The sequence below is a fragment of the Paucibacter sp. M5-1 genome (genome assembly GCF_027498415.2).
Taxonomy (GTDB): domain Bacteria; phylum Pseudomonadota; class Gammaproteobacteria; order Burkholderiales; family Burkholderiaceae_C; genus Roseateles_E.
This window is the reverse complement of the sequence record NZ_JAPZLM020000001.1, coordinates 1,057,983-1,074,645: the sequence shown is the minus strand read 5'-3', so window position 1 is coordinate 1,074,645 and position 16,663 is coordinate 1,057,983. Positions and strand designations below refer to the sequence as shown.

16 protein-coding genes are annotated in these 16,663 nt (G+C 67.8%); 7 read left to right on the top strand and 9 right to left on the bottom strand.

Features of this window, described 5'->3' with window-relative positions; genetic code table 11:
• Window positions 1–3: 3 nt before the first annotated feature.
• Window positions 4–498 (bottom strand): YajQ family cyclic di-GMP-binding protein, encoded by a 495-nt coding sequence (locus tag O5M90_RS04975; protein ID WP_137942101.1) that lies wholly within the window; start codon window positions 496–498, stop codon window positions 4–6.
• A 64-nt stretch (window positions 499–562) separates the two neighbouring features.
• Between O5M90_RS04975 and murB the strand changes: the two genes are divergently transcribed.
• The gene (gene murB, locus O5M90_RS04970; RefSeq protein WP_269840209.1) at window positions 563–1,639 is read left to right on the top strand and encodes a UDP-N-acetylmuramate dehydrogenase; all 1,077 of its coding nucleotides are present in this window, start codon (window positions 563–565) and stop codon (window positions 1,637–1,639) included.
• 1 nt (window position 1,640) lies between these two features.
• Here the strand turns inward: murB and O5M90_RS04965 are convergent, their stop codons facing one another.
• Entirely contained in the window at window positions 1,641–3,827 is a 2,187-nt protein-coding gene (locus O5M90_RS04965) for an ATP-binding protein (RefSeq protein ID WP_262970543.1), read from the bottom strand.
• Complete coding sequence (locus O5M90_RS04960) at window positions 3,824–4,333, bottom strand: molybdopterin-dependent oxidoreductase (protein ID WP_269840208.1); 510 nt, start codon at window positions 4,331–4,333, stop codon at window positions 3,824–3,826. The genes O5M90_RS04965 and O5M90_RS04960 overlap by 4 nt, the downstream gene beginning before the upstream one ends.
• 228 nt (window positions 4,334–4,561) lie before the next feature.
• Between O5M90_RS04960 and O5M90_RS04955 the strand changes: the two genes are divergently transcribed.
• Complete coding sequence (locus O5M90_RS04955) at window positions 4,562–6,265, top strand: long-chain fatty acid--CoA ligase (protein WP_269840207.1); 1,704 nt, start codon at window positions 4,562–4,564, stop codon at window positions 6,263–6,265.
• 6 nt (window positions 6,266–6,271) lie between these two features.
• On the opposite strand, the gene O5M90_RS04950 is transcribed toward O5M90_RS04955, so the two are convergent.
• Genes O5M90_RS04950 through O5M90_RS04940 form a run of 3 tightly spaced genes read right to left on the bottom strand, consistent with a single transcriptional unit; the run spans window position 6,272 to window position 9,779 of the window.
• Window positions 6,272–7,120, bottom strand: a complete 849-nt coding sequence (locus tag O5M90_RS04950) for a DUF924 family protein (RefSeq protein WP_269840206.1) — start codon at window positions 7,118–7,120, stop codon at window positions 6,272–6,274.
• A 5-nt stretch (window positions 7,121–7,125) separates the two neighbouring features.
• A complete protein-coding gene (locus O5M90_RS04945; protein WP_269840205.1) occupies window positions 7,126–9,171 on the bottom strand; it encodes a prolyl oligopeptidase family serine peptidase in 2,046 nt (681 codons plus the stop codon).
• A gap of 47 nt (window positions 9,172–9,218) precedes the next feature.
• Window positions 9,219–9,779, bottom strand: a complete 561-nt coding sequence (locus tag O5M90_RS04940; RefSeq protein WP_262970548.1) for a YaeQ family protein — start codon at window positions 9,777–9,779, stop codon at window positions 9,219–9,221.
• Window positions 9,780–9,904: 125 nt separating this feature from the next.
• Between O5M90_RS04940 and O5M90_RS04935 the strand changes: the two genes are divergently transcribed.
• Together O5M90_RS04935 and O5M90_RS04930 are read left to right on the top strand one after the other, a co-directional pair.
• Window positions 9,905–10,564 carry a hypothetical protein gene (locus tag O5M90_RS04935; RefSeq protein WP_137942107.1) on the top strand — a complete coding sequence of 220 codons (660 nt, stop codon included), beginning with the start codon at window positions 9,905–9,907 and terminating at the stop codon, window positions 10,562–10,564.
• Window positions 10,565–10,692: 128 nt separating this feature from the next.
• Window positions 10,693–12,738 (top strand): M3 family metallopeptidase, encoded by a 2,046-nt coding sequence (locus O5M90_RS04930; RefSeq protein ID WP_269840204.1) that lies wholly within the window; start codon window positions 10,693–10,695, stop codon window positions 12,736–12,738.
• Between the two features lie 27 nt (window positions 12,739–12,765).
• Here the strand turns inward: O5M90_RS04930 and O5M90_RS04925 are convergent, their stop codons facing one another.
• On the bottom strand, window positions 12,766–13,188 hold the full coding sequence (locus O5M90_RS04925) for a response regulator (protein WP_269840203.1): 423 nt from the start codon (window positions 13,186–13,188) through the stop codon (window positions 12,766–12,768).
• Between the two features lie 76 nt (window positions 13,189–13,264).
• Between O5M90_RS04925 and O5M90_RS04920 the strand changes: the two genes are divergently transcribed.
• The 3 genes from O5M90_RS04920 to O5M90_RS04910 all read left to right on the top strand — a co-directional run bounded on the left by O5M90_RS04920 (window position 13,265) and on the right by O5M90_RS04910 (window position 15,421).
• Window positions 13,265–14,302 carry a 6-phosphofructokinase gene (locus tag O5M90_RS04920; RefSeq protein WP_137942110.1) on the top strand — a complete coding sequence of 346 codons (1,038 nt, stop codon included), beginning with the start codon at window positions 13,265–13,267 and terminating at the stop codon, window positions 14,300–14,302.
• Window positions 14,303–14,377: 75 nt separating this feature from the next.
• Window positions 14,378–15,130 carry an SDR family oxidoreductase gene (locus O5M90_RS04915; RefSeq protein ID WP_262970551.1) on the top strand — a complete coding sequence of 251 codons (753 nt, stop codon included), beginning with the start codon at window positions 14,378–14,380 and terminating at the stop codon, window positions 15,128–15,130.
• Window positions 15,131–15,148: 18 nt separating this feature from the next.
• A complete protein-coding gene (locus O5M90_RS04910; RefSeq protein ID WP_137942112.1) occupies window positions 15,149–15,421 on the top strand; it encodes a hypothetical protein in 273 nt (90 codons plus the stop codon).
• A gap of 3 nt (window positions 15,422–15,424) precedes the next feature.
• Here O5M90_RS04910 and rsgA read toward each other — a convergent pair whose 3' ends face one another.
• Window positions 15,425–16,375, bottom strand: coding sequence for a ribosome small subunit-dependent GTPase A (rsgA, locus tag O5M90_RS04905; RefSeq protein WP_440402508.1), 951 nt, complete (start codon window positions 16,373–16,375; stop codon window positions 15,425–15,427).
• Complete coding sequence (locus O5M90_RS04900; RefSeq protein WP_269840202.1) at window positions 16,330–16,662, bottom strand: 4a-hydroxytetrahydrobiopterin dehydratase; 333 nt, start codon at window positions 16,660–16,662, stop codon at window positions 16,330–16,332. Before O5M90_RS04900 ends, rsgA begins: the two co-directional genes overlap by 46 nt.
• Between the last annotated feature and the right edge of the window lies 1 nt (window position 16,663).

Here is a 16,663-nt window from a genome sequence, read left to right as displayed (position 1 = left end):
CGTTCAGTCCCGGAAGTTGTTGTAGGACAGCGGCGTGTCGGCCATGTCCTTCTTCAGCATCGCGATCGCGACCTGCAGATCGTCGCGGTTCTTGCCGGTGATGCGCACGGTGTCGCCCTGGATCGAGGCCTGCACCTTCAGCGCACTCTTCTTGACGGCGGCGACGATCTTCTTGGCCAGCTCGGACTCGATGCCGTCCTTGATCTTGTAGACCTGCTTGACCTTGTCGCCGCCGAGCTTCTCGATCTTCTCGGCCTTGTCGAGGAAGCTGATGACCACATCCTGCTTGGTCAGCTTGGCGTAGAGCACGGCCTCGATCTGTTCGAGCTGGAACTCGCTGTCGCCAAAGGCCTGGATTTCCTTGTCCTTGTCCTTCAGTTCGATGCGGGCGCCGGTGCCCTTGAAATCGAAGCGTGTCGCGATCTCCTTGGCGCTGTTGTCGACGCCATTCTTGATCTTGACCATATCGGGTTCGAGGACGGTATCAAAGCTGGGCATGTTTATTTGTCTGCTGTTGGGGTGAGGGGCCGGGTTCGGCCTCTCGATCGGTGAAAATTCTGCCATGCAGGAACAAGCTGTAAATCCCCCTAACGGGCCGACCGCACCGGCATGGCTGCTGGAGCGTGACGTCAATCTGAAGCCTTACAACAGCTTCGGCCTGCCGGCTGTGGCCCGCCAGCTGGTGCGCATCCGCTCGGAAGCCGATGTGCGCCGCGTGGTGGACCACCCCAGCCTGGGCCGCTCGCCCAAGTTCGTGCTGGGCGGCGGCAGCAATATGGTGCTGACGCGCGATATCGAGGCCGTGGTGCTGAAGATCGAGATTCCTGGTTTGCGCCTGCTGGAAGAACGGGATGATGCCTGGATTATCGAGGCTGGCGCCGGCGTGCCCTGGCATGAGCTGGTGCGCTGGTCTATCGAGCAGGGTTATCCGGGGCTGGAGAACCTGGCCCTGATCCCCGGCACGGTCGGCGCCGCGCCGGTCCAGAACATCGGCGCCTATGGCATCGAGCTGAAGGATCGCTTCGACAGCCTCGATGCGGTGGACCTGGTGACCGGCCGTGCCGTGCACCTGCCGGCCTCGGTCTGCCGCTTCGGCTACCGCGACAGCGTGTTCAAGCAAACCGGCTTTGGTGGCCTGGCCGGCAAAAGCGTCATCACCAAGGTCAGACTGCGCTGCCCCAAACCCTGGCATCCGCATATCGACTATCTGGATCTGCAGCGCAAGGTGGCCGAGACCGGCATCAGCGCGCCCAGCGCCCGCCAGATCTTCGACTGGGTTTGCGAGATTCGCAGCGCCAAGCTGCCCGACCCGGCCCGCATCGGCAATGCCGGCAGCTTCTTCAAGAACCCGGTGGTCAGCGAAGAGCAGTGCCGTGACATCATCGGCCGCGACCCCGGCATCGTCCACTACCCGATGCCCGATGGCACGGTCAAGCTGGCGGCGGGCTGGCTGATCGACGCCTGTGGCTGGAAGGGCAAGTCGGTCGGCGATGCGGCGGTCTACGAGCGCCAGGCCCTGGTGCTGGTCAATCGCGGCCAGGCGCGCGGGGCCGAGGTCGTGACGCTGGCGCGCGCGATCCAGGAGAGCGTCTACGGCCGCTTCGGCATCCGGCTGGAGCCGGAGCCCATCCTGCTTTGATTCAGCCCAGGCCGCGCCGGGCACACAGCTCGGCGCTGCGCTGCATGGCGCTCAGCAGGGCCTGAACCGCCCTCTGCAAGGCCGATGCATCGGCACTGCCCGACTTGGCCAGCAGCTCCAGCTCGCGCGCGGCCGCAGTCACGCTGATCAGGCCCAGGCTGGCGCTGGCGCCCTTCAAGGCATGGGCCTCCGCGCGCAGCAGGGCGACGTCCGCGCCGGCCGCCTGCAGGCGCTGCAGGCTGGCCGGCACCCCGCGCACAAAGGTCTGGTAGAGCGGCGCGATCTTGGTTGGCGGCAGGCTGCGGCGCAGCTCCAGCAGCACGCTGTCATCGAAGCCGGTGTCCGGTAGCGCCGGCGCTGTCGGCAGCGCGCGCGCCTCCTCGTCGAGCAGGGCGGCCAGCGCGGCGATGCCGACCGGCTTGGCCAGGAAGCCATCCATGCCGGCCTGCAGCGCGCGCTCGCGCGACTCCTCGAAGGCATCGGCCGACAGCGCGATGATGCGGGTGCGTGACTTCGACCCGGGCAACTCACGCATCGCCCGGGCGGCCTGGTAGCCGTCCATCATCGGCATGTGCAGGTCCATCAGCACCAGATCGAAGTCGGCGGCCTTGAGCTGCTGCAGCGCATCGAAGCCGTTCTCACAGAACACCGCCGCATGCCCCAGCCGCTCCAGCACCGCTTCGAGGAAGCTGCGATTGGTCAGGTGGTCTTCGGCGACCAGGATGCGCAGCCGTCGTGCCGGCGCGGCCATGGCGGCCGGGGGCGGCGCGGGCGCCTCGGCCGCAGCCGGGCAGGGCGGCAGCGGCAGCCGGGCCGTGAACACCGATCCGCGGCCGGGTTCGCTGCGTACCTCGATATCGCCGCCCATGGCCCGGGCCAGATTGCGGGAGATCTCCAGGCCGAGGCCGGTGCCGCCGAAACGGCGCGAGCGCGTCTGATCGCCCTGGCTGAAGCGCTGAAACAGCTTGGCCTGGGTGGCGGCGTCCATGCCCAGGCCGGTATCGCTGACCTCGAAGACCAGGGCCTCGGCCGTGCTGCTGACGCGCAGGCCGACCCGACCCCGCTCGGAGAACTTGATCGCATTGCTGAGCAGGTTCAACAGGATCTGGCGCAGCCGCGTCGGGTCGGCGCTGACCCAGGCCGGCACCTCGGCGTCCAGGCGCAGGTTCAGATCCAGCCCCTTGGCGCTGGCCTGCGGCCACAGCAGTTCCTCCAGCTCCTGCACCAGCCGGGCCGGTTGCATCGGCTCGGGCTGTATCGTGATGCCACCGGCCTCCATCTTCGAGACATCGAGCACGTCGTTGAGGATGGCCAGCAGATGGCGGGCCGACTCATGGGCGGCCTGCAGTTGCTCGCGCTGGGCGGGTTGCAGCTGGCCATCCTGCAGCAGGCTCAGCATGCCCATGAGTCCATGCATCGGTGTGCGCAGCTCATGGCTCATATTGGCCAGGAAGATGCTCTTGGCGCGGCTGCCGGCCTCGGCCTCCTGGCGCGCCTGGCGCAGGGTCTCGGCCAGCGCCTCCTGCTCGCGGCCATGGCGGTCCAGGCTGCGGAACTGGCGGATCACGATCAGGGCCACGCCCAGCGACAGCAGGCATTGCAGCGCGGTCAGCCACAGGCTCAGGCTGCTTTGCGAGCGCACCATCTCATGGCGGCCGCTGACCTGGTTGGCCACATGGTGTGAGGCCGTCAGCGACAGCTCGCGGATCGCATCGGCCAGGCCGTCCATGCGATCAAGCAGCTGCTGCATGCTCGGCGCCTGCTGCTGGATCAGCGCCGCGTTCAGCGGCAGCGCATCGGCCCATTGCACGAAGGCCTTGGTGCGCTCCAGGGTGCGCTGGTAGTCGGGGTTGGCGCTGAGCACCTTGGCCGCGTACTCGCCCTCGATCAGGCTGAGCCGGCTGACGAAGATCTCGTAGCGCTGCGCCGCCTGCTCGGCCGCCTCGGGGCTGCGGTCCTGCCGCGCCTGGGTCAGCGCCAGGCGCAGCTTCAGGTACTCGACCTCGAACTGAAACAGGCTCCAGACCAGATAGTCGCCCTGGTAGCGGCTGGTGGTGTTGAGCAGCTCGAACTGGCGCGACTGCAGCAGGCCGACGGCGCCGAAGGCCATCACCAGCAGCACACCCATCGAGGCCAGCAGCAGGCGCAGCCGGCGCTGCCTGCGCGGGACGGTGGCGGCCGCGCTCAACGGATTTCCAGCGCCTTGAGTTGCCAGGCGCAGCGGGCGTAGTAGATGCTCGTGCGCAGGCGGGGATCGCTGTCGAAGGGGTAGATGATGAACAGCGGGCCCTTGTCGCGCAGCGGCATCGGCCGGTCGTCCATTAGCAGCGCCAGCATCACATCATGCTGCCTGACGTCGTCCATCGGGATCGTCACCTTGTAGTCATTGATGGCGATGGCCTCGATGCTCTGGCCCTGGGCCCCGGCGGCGGCCAGCACCTCGCGCAGCAGCGGGCCGCTGAACTTGCGCGGGCCGGCATACCAGGGCGTCTTCTGCGTCAGGCTGTGCTGCGGAAAACCCTGCAGCCGTTTCATGTCGAACAGCGCACGCCCGTCCCGGTCGGGGCGGCCGAGCTTGCCGCCTATGCTCAGCAGCACCTTGTCCTCGGTGCTGGACTGGGCGGCGCCGGCGAACGCCGCAGCGGCGGCGCTACACAGCCAGTCGCGACGGCTCACAGAGATGGGGCAAGACATGGCACTCCAGTGCAGATCAGTGCAGATGTGGCGCCCGTGCGAGCCCGGGCCATAGCTGTTGCGCTTCATAGGCGTTGCCCGGCATTCTATTGATGCGCGATGGCCGCGCTTGTTGGCACCCCCGCGAGTGGATGTGCCGCACATCAGCGGCGCGCTTGTCGCTCGGGTGACAAGCCCGCCGGCCCGGGCGCGACAAGATGCGCTCGACCCGCCGATGGAGACTTCCCGATGACCGCCGCCGATCCGCCCGCGCCCCACACCCACCAGCATCTGTCATGGCCACGGCGCCTGCCGTGCCGGCTGGAGATTCCCCGGACCTCGCTCTGGTTCAATCTGGAGGTGGCGGCGACCCGCTACCCCGACAAGGCCGCGACCCTCTTCTGCGGCCGCTCGATGACTTATGCGGAACTCAGGCGCCAGGCCGAGGCGCTGGCCGGCTGGCTGCAGGCCCAGGGTGTGGGCAAAGGTGATCGCGTCGCGCTGTTCATGCAGAACTGCCCGCAGTTCCTGATCGCGTTCTACGCGATCAACCGGGCCGATGCGGTGGTCGTGCCGGTCAATCCGATGAACCGGGCCGAGGAGTTCGGCCACTACATCAGCGATCCGGAGACCCGGGTCGTGATCTGCAGCGCCGACCTGGCCGCCGTGGTCGATGCGGCCAACGCCGCCTTGCCGCCGGCCAAGCGTCTGCAGGCCATGCTGGTGACTCGCTATGCCGAGGCCTTGCCCGAGGCCGGTGTCGACGCCGAACTGGCGCTGGCCCCGGCCCTGCAGCAATGGCTGATGGCTGACCCGACCCCGCCTGCCGGCGTGACGCGCTGGACCGAGGCGCTGGCGGCCGGCCTGGTGCCGGGGCCGCACAGCGCCGGCCCCGACGACCTGGCCCTGCTGCCCTACACCTCGGGCACGACCGGCCTGCCCAAGGGCTGCATGCACAGCAACCGCACGCTGATGGCCAATGCCTGCGGCGGCGGGCTCTGGGGCTATGCCTCGCCCGAGTCGGTGGGCTTGGCCGTGGTGCCGATGTTCCACATCACCGGCCTGCTGTACGGCGTGCTGGGCCCGATCTACCAGGGCATGAGCCTGGTGATCATGCCGCGCTGGGACCGTGAGCTGGCCGGGCGGCTGATCTCGCGCCACCAGGTCACGCACTGGACCTGCATCCCGACCATGATCATCGATCTGTTCGGCAGCCCCAATTACCAGAGCTTCGATCTCACCAGCCTGGTCTATCTGAGCGGCGGTGGAGCGGCGATGCCGCAGGCGGTGGCCGAGCGGCTGCGCGACGAGTTCGGCCTGACCTTTGCCGAAGGCTACGGCCTGACCGAGACCGCCGCGCCCACCCATGCCAACCCGCCCGAGCGGGCCAAGCTGCAATGCCTGGGCATTCCGATCTTCGGTGTCGATTCGCGGGTGGTGGATCCGGTGACGCTGGAGGAGATGCCTCTCGGCGAGGTCGGCGAGATCATCAGCCACGGGCCTATGGTGTTCAAGGGCTATTGGCGCCAGCCCGAGGCGACGGCGGCGGCCTTTGTCGAGATCGACGGCAAGCGCTTCTTTCGCACCGGCGATCTGGGCCGCATGGACGAGGAGGGCTATTTCTTCATCACCGACCGGCTCAAGCGCATGATCAACGCCAGCGGTTACAAGGTCTGGCCCTCCGAGGTCGAGATGCTGCTCTACAAGCACCCGGCCGTGCAGGAGGCCTGCATCATCGCGGCCCGCGACGCCTACCGCGGCGAGACCGTCAAGGCCGTGGTGGTGCTGCGCGCCGGCGCCGAGGGCACGACGGCCGAGGACCTCATCGGCTGGGCGCGCGTGCATATGGCGGCCTACAAGGTGCCGCGCCTGGTCGAGTTCGTCGCCAGCCTGCCCAAGTCCGGCTCGGGCAAGGTGATGTGGCGGCTGCTGCAGGAGAAGGAGCGGGCCTGAGCGGGCTCAGAAACCGGCGCCGGGCTGGGCCAGATAGTCCTGCTCGGCGGCGGTGCTGCTGCGGCCCAGCGCCGCATTGCGATGCGGGAAGCGGCCGAAGCGGGCGATGACGTCCAGATGGCGCTGCGCATAGTCCAGCGCGCCGGCCAGGCGGCCATCGTCGGCCGCCAAGGCCTCGAACTCGCGCACGCAGCGCTGCTGCAGGGCCAGGTCCTCGGCATGCTCCAGCGGCATCAACACGAACCAGCGCTGCAGGCTGCTCAGGCGGGCATAGGCCGGGCTGTCCAGCAGGCCCAGGGCCTGCTGCAGCGCCAGCGCATCGCCGGCAAAGGCGGCGGCCTGACCCCGGAATGCATTGCGGCTGAACTGGTCCAGCACGACGATCAGGGCCAGCCGGCCCAGCGGCGTCGCTTGCCAGTGGCTCAGCCCGCCTTGCTGGGCCGCCTGCAGCGTCGCGCCGAAGCGCTGGACGATCTCGGCATCGAAGGCCTCGTTCTTCTGGAACCAGACGCTGCGGACCTGGCCCTCCTCGGCCGAACCGAGCGCACCGAACCAGAAGTTCAAGACCGCCTGCACGGCGGCCGGCTCGCACAGCCGCTGCCACTGCGGATGTCGGGCCAGATAGGTCTGCACATAGCTGCAGGCCGGCACCAGCTGCAGGCCTTGCGGCGCCAGCCAGGCCAGCACATGGGCCACCATCTGGCCGGCCAGGCCGCGGCCGCGCAGCGCCGCATCGGTGCCGGTGTGCGTGATGATCAGCCGCTCACCTTCGCGCAGATAGTCGACTTCGCAGCTCAGCCCGTCGACCCGGGCTTCGAAGCGCTGGGCGCGCTCCTCGTGACGAATATCCAGCATGCTCATCAGCGCCCCAGTTGCTGCCACAGATAGCTGTATTCCAGCGCCTGCAAGGTGGCGCGCTGCTCGTTGTCGGCCGCGCCGCCGTGGCCGCCCTCGATGTTCTCGTAATACAGCAGCTCATGGCCCTGGGCCTGCATCAGCGCCGCCATCTTGCGCGCATGGCCGGGGTGGACGCGGTCGTCGCGGGTCGAGGTTGTGAACAAGACCTTGGGGTACTTCGCGCCCGGCTTGACGTTCTGGTAGGGGCTGTACTTCGAGATGAAGGCCCACTCGGCCGCATCGTCCGGGTTGCCGTACTCGGCCATCCAGGAGGCGCCGGCCAGCAGCGTGTGGTAGCGGCGCATGTCCAGCAGCGGCACCTGGCAGACCACCGCATTGAACAGCTCGGGGCGCTGCACAAACGTGGCACCGACCAGCAGGCCGCCATTGCTGCCGCCCATGATGCCCAGATGGCGCGGGCTGCTGATCTTGCGTGCGATCAGGTCCTCGGCCACCGCGATGAAATCGTCGTAGCTGCGCTGCTTGTTGGCCTTGGTGGCGGCCTGGTGCCAGGTCGGGCCGAACTCGCCGCCGCCGCGGATATTGGCCAGCACCAGCACGCCGCCCTTGCCGTACCAGGCGCGGCCGAAGCCGCCCGAGTACCAGGGCTGCATAGACACCTCGAAGCCGCCGTAGCCGTAAAGCAGGGTCGGGTTCTTGCCGTCGGCCTTGGCGTCGGCCGGCCAGATCACGAAGTAGGGCACCTCGGTGCCGTCGCGGCTCTTGGCGAAGAACTGCTCGGCCCGCATGCCCTCGGACTTGAACTTGGGCTCGCGGCTCTTCAGCGCCTCACGTGCATCGCTGCCGGCCCGGGCCAAGAACAGGGTGTCGGGGGTCAGGAAGTCGGCGTAGTTCAGCAAGTAGCGGTCGCCCAGTTCGTCCTTGGGTAGCTCGCTGTCGTAGAGGCTGGCCAGGCTCAGCGTGCCGGGGAAGGGCGCCTGCACGGGGCGGTGCTTGGGCTGCTCGCCGGAAAAGTCCCATTCCTCCAGGCGGCTGGCCACCTGGTCCGAGATGTTCAGGATCAGGTGCGAGCGGGTCAGGCTGTAGCCGGCCAGCGAGCGCGTCGGGGTCGGCGTGAACAGGGTCTGGAAGCGCCGCTCGCCGCGCAGATAGGCGGCCGCGTCGGTCAGCAGCAGCGCGCCGGCCGGGTAGGTCTGGCCACCGACGCTCCAGTCGCTGCGCAGGCTCAGGATCAGTCGCGCGCCCCAGAACTGCTCCTGCACATCGCTGGGCAGGTCCAGCGCGAGCAGCTTGTCCTCGCGCTGCAGCAGGAAGCTGCGCTGGTTGTAGAAATCCAACGCGCGGGTGAACAGGGTGCGGGGATGGCCCGGTGTCTGGTCGACATTGACCGACACCGCCACATCCTTGGCCACCCCCTCGAACACGGTCCTGGCCTCGCTCAGCGGCGTGCCGCGCTTCCAGCGCTTGATGATGCGCACATAGCCCGAGTCGGTCAGCGAGCCGGGGCCGAAGTCGGTGCCGACGTAAATCGTGTCGGCATCGATCCACTCGACCTGGCTCTTGGCCTCGGGAAGCGTGAAGCCGCCGGCCACGAAGCGCTTGTCGACCAGGTCGAACTCGCGCACCACACGGGCATCGGCGCCACCGCGCGACAGCGACAGCAGGCAGCGCCGGTAGTCCGGCGCCAGGCAGCTGGCGCCGGCAAACACCCAGCTCTCGCCCTCGGCCTGGCCCAGCGCGTCGAGGTCCAGCACGGTCTCCCACTTGGGCTCGGGCTTGCGGTACTCGGCCAAGCTGGTGCGGCGCCACAGGCCGCGCTTGTGCTGCTCGTCCTGCCAGAGGTTGTAGAGCCAGTCGCCCTTGCGGCTGACGAAGGGGATGCGGTCCTTGGCGTTCAGCACATCGAGCAGATCGCGGCGGATGCCGGCGTACTCGGGCCGCGCCTGCAGCGTCTTCAGGCTCTGGGCATTGCGCTCGCGCACCCAGGCCAGCGCGCGCTCGCCCTGCACCTCTTCAAGCCATTGGTAGGGGTCCGTGTCTTGTGCCATGGTGTGCAAGGAAGTCAGAACAAGCCCGCAGGCTAACAGCAGTGCCTTCATTCGGTGGCCACCTTCAAGGCGATCGGGGTGATCTCGACCGAGGCTTGCGCGGTCGAGACATAGATGCCGCTGTCCTGCACGCTGACCTGCAGCTGCATGCTGCGCTCGGCCAGCCGGGCCAGGGCCTGCGACTGTTCGTAGGGGATCTGCCAGACCGACAGGCGCGGCGCGCGCGTCAGCTTGTTCTCGATGCCGGCCCACCAGACCGGCGTGCTGCTGGCAAAGCCGATCACCGTGACCTTGTTGGCCTTGCCATGGGCCTTCATCAGGCGGCGGTCATCGGGCTGGCCCAGGTCGATCCAGTGCAGGACCTCGCCGGTCAGACTGAGCTGCCAGAGGTCGGGCTCATCGACATCGGACAGGCCCTTGGTGAACTCGAGCCGGCCGTTCAGATCATCGGCCGGCGTGTGCAGCGCGAAGGCCAGCACGCGGATCATCATGCGCTCGTCGGTCTCCGAAGGATGGCGCGCAATCGTCAGGTTGTGGTCGCCGTAGACATGGCGGTCCATGTCGGCGATCTGCACAAGAGCTTTGTGAATGGTGGCTTTGAGCGCCATGGCGGGAGTCTCGGGAGCGGCAAAGCGGCGGATTATCGGGCTTGTTGCCCAGCATGGCATGATGCCGCCCTGGCGCCGCCGAGCCGGTGCCGCTGTGTTCACCCCCCGCGCTGAAGAGTCCTGCCATGAAACGATTCCTGCTTTCCGCCTGCGTCGCCGCCCTGCTGCCCGCGCTGGCGCTGGCCCAGACGGCCAATCCGAACGCCAAGGTCGACCCGAAGAACAACAAGGTCAGCCGCCCCGTCGTCGAAAAACCCAAGCAGAAGCTGATGACGCGCGACGAGTTGCGCGCCTGCCTGACGACCTTCGACAAGAACGAGACCGACGCCAAGGAGATCAAGGCCGCCCAGGCCGCGAATGCCCAGGAGCGTGCCGAGATGGTCAAGTCCAAGGAAGAGCTGACCCAGCAGGGCGCGGCGCTGACCGCTACCGGCGCCGAGCTGAAGGCCGAACGCGAAGAGCTGATCAAGGGCCAGGAAGTGATCAAGGCCCAGCTGCCGAAGATGGAACGCCCGGACGCCGAGAAGGTGCTGGCCGACTACAAGGCCAAGGCGGCCGCGCACGACGCCAAGATCGACGCCTTCAACGCCAGCAAAACCAAGTACAGCGCCGACGCCAAGGCCTTCGATGCCAAGGTCGAGAAGCACAATGCCGACACCCAGGCCCTGCAGGCCCGCGCCGAAGCGCATCTGGACAAGGTCGACGACTGGAAGGAAGACTGCAGCAAGAAGCCTTATGACGAGGCCGACGAGATCGCCGTCAAGAAGGAACTGGGCTTGAAGTAAAAAAGTCACCGGACCGCACGGTCTTTGAACGGCGCCACCCCCACCGGGCTGGCGCCGTTTCTACAATCGCGCCACCCCAACAACACCATGGCGGCGCCACCCCTGCCGTCATCACAGTGAGACAAGGCATGAGCAACCCCCTGCTGCAAGACTGGAACACCCCCTACGGCCTGCCGCCTTTTGCCCGGATCGAGGCCGCGCATTTCGCGCCGGCCTTCGAGGCGGCGCTGGCCGAGCACCGCGCCGAGCTTGATGCGATCGCCCAGCAGAGCGCCACGCCGAGCTTCGAGAACACCCTGGCGGCGTTCGACCGCAGCGGCCGCCTGCTGACCCGGCTCGAGCATCTGTTCTACACCTTGGCCGCCTCGGCCACCTCGCCCGAGCTGCAGGCCGCCCAGCGTGCGCTGGCCGCCCCGCTGGCCGCGCACGGCAATGCCGTCTATATGCATGCCGAGCTGTTCAAGCGCGTGGACGCGCTGCATGCCGAGCGCCAGGCCCTGGGCCTGGCGCCTGAGCAGCTGCGCCTGCTGGAGCGTGTGCATCTGGACTTTGTGCGTGCCGGCGCCAAGCTGCAGGGCGAGTCGCAGCGCCGCTATGCCCAGGTGGTCGAGCGCCTGGCCGAGCTGCACACGCTGTTTGCGCAGAATGTGCTGGCCGACGAAAGCGGCTACCAGCTGCTGCTGCAGGGGGATGAGGAACTGGCCGGTCTGCCGGACTTCGTGCGCGCCGCCGCGCGCCAGGCCGCCGTCGATCGTGGCCTGGGTGAGGGCGTTCATGCCATCACCCTGTCGCGCTCGCACATCGTGCCCTTCCTGACCTTCAGCGAACGCCGCGATCTGCGCGAGCAGGCCTGGCGCGCCTGGGTCGGCCGCGGGGAGAAAGCCGGCGAGACCGACAACCGTGCGGTGGCCCAGGAAATCCTGAGCCTGCGCAACGAGCAGGCGCGCCTGCATGGCCATGCCTGCTATGCCGACTATGCGCTGGCCGACACCATGGCCGGCACACGCGAGGCGGTGCAAGGCCTGCTGACCCAGGTCTGGGAGCCGGCCAAGGCTGCGGCTCAGGCCGAGCGCGAGCTGCTGGAGGGCATGATGGTCTCGATGGGCCACCGTTTCGAGCTGCAGGCCTGGGACTGGCGCTTCTATGCCGAGAAGGTGCGCAAGGCCCGCTACGATCTCGACGAGGCCGAGGTCAAGCCCTACTTCCCGCTGGATGCGATGGTGCAGGCGCTGTTCGATTGCGCCGGCCGTCTGTTCGGCCTGCGCTTCGTCGCCAAGCCCGAGGTCGCCGGCTATCACGCCGATGTCAAGGTCTACGAGGTGCAGAGCGCCGACGGCGCGCCGCGCGGCGTCTTTTTGCAGGACAACTTCGCCCGTGCCACCAAGCGCAGCGGCGCCTGGATGAATGCCTTGCGCTGGCAGGCCCGCAACGAGATCGGCGCGATCCCGGTCATCCTGAACAACAACAACTTCGCCAAGGGCGCGCCCGGTGAGCCGACGCTGCTGAGCTTCGACGACGCCCGCACGCTGTTCCATGAGTTCGGCCATGGCCTGCACGGCCTGCTGTCCAATGTCGAGTACGAGCGCCTGTCGGGCACCCAGGTGCTGCGCGACTTCGTCGAGCTGCCCTCGCAGCTGTTCGAGCACTGGATGAGCGAGCCCGAGGTGCTGAAGAAGCACGCCCGCCACTACCAGACCGGCGCGGTGATCCCTGACGCGCTGCTGGCCAAGCTGAAGGCCGCCGAGCTCTTCAACCAGGGTTATGAGACGGTGCGCTACACCGCCAGCGCCCTGGTCGACATGGCCGTGCATTCGCTGACCGACGAGCAGGGCCCGGACATCACCGAGTTCGAGGCCCGGACCATGGCGGCCTACGGCCTGCCGGCCGCGATCGGCATGAACCACCGGCTGGCGCATTTCCAGCACCTGTTCGCCGGCAGCGGCTATGCCGCCGGCTACTACGTCTATATGTGGGCCGAGGTGCTGGATGCCGATGGCTACGAGGCCTTTGTCGAGGCGGGCAGCCCCTTCGATCCCCAGGTCGCGCAGGCCCTGCTGAACCATATCTACGCCAGTGGCAACAGCCGCGAGCCGCGCGAGGCCTACCGCGCCTTCCGGGGCCGCGATGCGGTGGTGGCGCCGATGTTGCGGGGCCGGGGTCTGTTGCCGGCCTGATCGTCCCGGATCAGGCGGGGGGCGGGTTCAAGCCTTGCCGAAGCGGGCGTCCAGCCCGCTCAGAAAGGCCTTGAAGTCGATCGGCTTGGTCCAGTAGTCGGTGAAGCCCGCCTCGCGGGCGCGCCGGATGTCCTCGGGCATCGCATTGGCCGACAGCGCGATGCAGGGGATGGCAGCGGTCTGCGCGTCGGCGCGCAGCTGCTGCAATACCTCGTAACCATTGAAGTCGGGCAGTTGCATGTCCAGCAGGATCAGGTCCGGCTGCATGGTCCGTGCGCGCGCCAGACCGCGGCCGCCATCCTCTTCGCAGACCAACTGCAGCAGCGGACGCTGCGCCACCAACTCCTGCACCACCAGCTGATTGACCGGGTTGTCCTCGATATAGAGCAGCTTGCCGGCGCCGGCAGGCTGGCCAGGGGGAAGGGGTCTGATGGGGCTGAACTCTGTCACTCGCGGGTCTCCGGGGCTACGGCTACAAATGTAGCGCCTGACGTGGCAGCATGGACCCATTCCTGGGAGTGATGACATGCATGTGGGAATTCTGACCGGTGGCGGCGACTGCCCGGGCCTGAACGCGGTGATACGGGCGCTGACCCTGGCGCTGACCGAGGCCGGCGACGTGCGCGTCAGCGGCATACGGCAGGGTTTTCTGGGCCTGCTGGAAGATCGGGTGCAGCCGCTCGACGCCGCCCGGCTGCGTGGCCTGATCAACGAGGGCGGCACCGTGCTGGGCAGCCACAACCGCGCCGATCCCTTTGCCTATTTCGGCGCCGGCGGTGCCGACTGCTCGGCCCGGGCGCTGGACTGCCTGCAGCGCCATGGCATCGAGGTGCTGGTGGCCGTCGGTGGCGATGGCACGATGACGATCGCCGAGCGCTTTGCGCGTCTGGGCGTGCCGGTGGTCGGCGTGCCCAAGACCATAGACAACGATTTGATGCACAACGAGCGCAGCTTCGGCTTTGACAGCGCGGTGGCGGTGGTGGCCGACGCGCTGGGGCGGCTGGGCACCACGGCGCGCAGCCATGGCCGGGTGATGGTGCTGGAGACCATGGGCCGGCATGCCGGCTGGATCGCGCTGGAGGGCGGACTGGCCGGCGGTGCCGACGCCATCGTGCTGCCCGAGCTCGGCTATGACGGCCAGGCGCTGGCCGCGCTGTGCGAGCGGCGCAGCCGCGAGCAGGGCTATGCGCTGGTCTGCGTGGCCGAGGGCGTCAAGCTCGCCGCCGCAGGCGAGAGCGCGGGCGCGGGCGAGACGGTCGGTCAGCGGCTGATGCAAGACCTGGCCCCGCGCCTGGGCCCCGAGGCCGAGCTGCGCTACACCTTGCTGGGCCATCTGCAGCGCGGCGGTGCACCGACCGCCTTCGACCGGGTGCTGGCCACCCGCTTCGGCGTGCAGGCGGCGCAGCTGGTGCTGCAGCGCCGCCATGGTCAGATGGTGGCCCTGCAGGGTGATCGCTGTGTGGCCGTGAGCCTGGCCGATGTGGCCGGGGCCAGCCGCCTGGTGCCGCTCGATCATGAGCTGATGCAGGCGGCGCGCTGCCTGGGTGTGCTGGCCAATCCCTGAGGGCGCCGGCAGCACCGGATTTCAATTGATGCCATCATCTGGCCCTGCAATCCCGCAAGCCTGATCGATTTCGCGATGACAGCTCCAACGCAAAAATTCGCCGCCGTGACCGGCGCCGGCAGCGGCATCGGCCGGGCCTGCGCCCAGGCCCTGGCCGGCGCCGGCTACCGCGTGGCCCTGCTGGGCCGGCGTATGGAGGCGCTGGAGGAAACCGCCGCGGCGGCGCCCGAGCGCTATCTGCTGCTGCCCACCGATGTCAGCCAGCCGCAGGCGGTGGCCCAGGCCTTTGAGCGCATCCGTGAAACCTTCGGTCGGCTCGATCTGCTGTTCAACAACGCCGGCATGTCCGCGCGCGGCGTCTGTATCGACGAGTTGCCGTTCGAGCAATGGCAGGCGGTGGTCGATGTCAACCTGACCGGCAGCTTTCTCTGCGCCCAGGCGGCTTTTCGTCTGATGAAGGCCCAGCAGCCCCAGGGCGGCCGCATCATCAACAACGGCTCGATCTCGGCCCATGCGCCGCGTCCCAATTCCGCCCCCTATACCTCGACCAAGCATGCGATCACTGGGCTGACCAAATCGCTGTCCTTGGACGGCCGGCCGTTCGACATCGCCTGCGGCCAGCTCGACATCGGCAATGCGCTGACCGAGATGGCGCGGCCTATGACCCAGGGCGTGCGCCAGGCCAACGGCGAGATCGCCGTCGAGGCGACAATGGATGTGGCCCATGTGGCCAGCGCGCTGCTCTATATGGCCGGCCTGCCGCTGCAGGCCAATGTGCAGAATATGACCGTGATGGCGACGAAGATGCCCTTTGTCGGCCGCGGTTGACTTCGTAAAGGATAGGTTTTGCTGTCTGCTGTTGTTACGTTTGCCCTGCGTCTGCTGCTCGCGGTCGCCACTGTCGTGCTGGTGCTGGGCCTGATGGCCGTGGCCCTGGTGACGATGCTGGGCCTGATGCTGTGGAGTCTGGTGCGGGGCCGCAAGCCCGTCATCGATGTCTCGGGCTTTGCCCGTGCGCGCCAGCAGTTCCGCCGTGGGACCGCAGCCAGGACCATGGGCGAGGTCGTCGATGTCGAGGTGCGCGAGGTCAAGCCCTCGCAGCCGCGGCTGGAGCCCTGAGCCTTACCAGCGCTTGGCGCCCAGCTCCTGCAGAATCTCGCCGTAGATCCGAAAGCGCGAGGGGCTGATCAGGCCGGCTGCGGCTGCGGCACGCACACCGCAGTCGGGCTCATGCTGATGGGTGCAGTTGTAGAAGCGGCAATGATCGGCATGCTTGCGCAGATCGGGCATCAAGAGCGGCAACTGCTCGGCCGTGATCTGCTGCAGGCCGAATTCCTGGAAGCCCGGTGAGTCGATCAGCGCGGTCTGGCGTTGTGCGTCGACCCAGTACCACTGTGTCGTCGTCGTCGTGTGCCGGCCCGAATTCAGCGCCTGCGAGATCTCGCCGATCTGCGCCTTGGCATCGGGGATCAAGAGATTGATCAGCGTGCTTTTGCCGGTGCCGCTAGGCCCCAGCACAAAGGTGCGCTTGCCCTCCAGCCAGGGCGAGAGCAGGGCGCTGGAGCCGACCGGGTCGGCCTTCAGCGCCACCTCCATCACTTCCAGCCCCATCTCGCGGTAGGGCAGCAGGCGTTCGCGGGCCTGCTCGGTGCCCGGCAGGTCGGTCTTGTTCAAGGCGATGCGCACCGCGATGCCGGCGCTCTCGGCCGCGATCAGTGCGCGGCACAGCTGGCTCTCGCTGAACACCGGCTCCACCGCGACCAGGATCAGCAGCTGATCGAGATTGGCGGCGAAGCTCTTGGTCTTCCACTCGTCCTGTCGGAACAGCAGGTTGCGGCGCGGCTCGACGGCCTCGATCACCCCCTCGTCCGAGCCCGACGGTGCCCAGCGCACCTGGTCGCCGACCACGCAGTCGCTCTTCTTGCCGCGCGGATGACAGACCAGGCGACGGCCGTCGGCGTCTTCGACGATGTAGTGCCGGCCATGGCCACGCACCACCAGACCGAGGTCCAGCGCGTTGAATTTGCTCATCCGGCCGTGGCCTCGGGCAGGGCACTCACTTGAGCGGCGCAGATGAAATCGTTGGGGGTCAGGCCTTGCGCCGAATGGGTGCTGAAGCTGACGGTGCAGGCATCGAAGCCGACCATCATCTCCGGATGATGGTCCTGCGCATGGGCGATCTCGGCCACCGCGTTGACGAAGGCCATGGTCTGGTAGAAGTTCTCAAAATCGAAGCGCCGCCCGATCACCTTGTGCTCGGTGTCGGCAGCCCAGCCGGGCGTCTGCGCCAGCCAGTCGGCCAGCTGTTCGAGCGGCAGGGCCTCGCGCTGGGGCGTGCATTGGGCAAGAAGAAGATTCATG

Coding starts and splice junctions, on each gene's coding strand:
- O5M90_RS04930 (WP_269840204.1), top strand. CDS start 10,693: ATGAGCAACCCCCTGCTGCAAGACTGGAACACCCCCTACGGCCTGCCG.
- O5M90_RS04900 (WP_269840202.1), bottom strand. CDS start 16,662: ATGAATCTTCTTCTTGCCCAATGCACGCCCCAGCGCGAGGCCCTGCCG.
- O5M90_RS04920 (WP_137942110.1), top strand. CDS start 13,265: ATGCATGTGGGAATTCTGACCGGTGGCGGCGACTGCCCGGGCCTGAAC.
- O5M90_RS04950 (WP_269840206.1), bottom strand. CDS start 7,120: ATGCTGGATATTCGTCACGAGGAGCGCGCCCAGCGCTTCGAAGCCCGG.
- O5M90_RS04975 (WP_137942101.1), bottom strand. CDS start 498: ATGCCCAGCTTTGATACCGTCCTCGAACCCGATATGGTCAAGATCAAG.
- murB (WP_269840209.1), top strand. CDS start 563: ATGCAGGAACAAGCTGTAAATCCCCCTAACGGGCCGACCGCACCGGCA.
- O5M90_RS04960 (WP_269840208.1), bottom strand. CDS start 4,333: ATGTCTTGCCCCATCTCTGTGAGCCGTCGCGACTGGCTGTGTAGCGCC.
- O5M90_RS04945 (WP_269840205.1), bottom strand. CDS start 9,171: ATGGCACAAGACACGGACCCCTACCAATGGCTTGAAGAGGTGCAGGGC.
- O5M90_RS04915 (WP_262970551.1), top strand. CDS start 14,378: ATGACAGCTCCAACGCAAAAATTCGCCGCCGTGACCGGCGCCGGCAGC.
- O5M90_RS04940 (WP_262970548.1), bottom strand. CDS start 9,779: ATGGCGCTCAAAGCCACCATTCACAAAGCTCTTGTGCAGATCGCCGAC.
- O5M90_RS04955 (WP_269840207.1), top strand. CDS start 4,562: ATGACCGCCGCCGATCCGCCCGCGCCCCACACCCACCAGCATCTGTCA.
- O5M90_RS04935 (WP_137942107.1), top strand. CDS start 9,905: ATGAAACGATTCCTGCTTTCCGCCTGCGTCGCCGCCCTGCTGCCCGCG.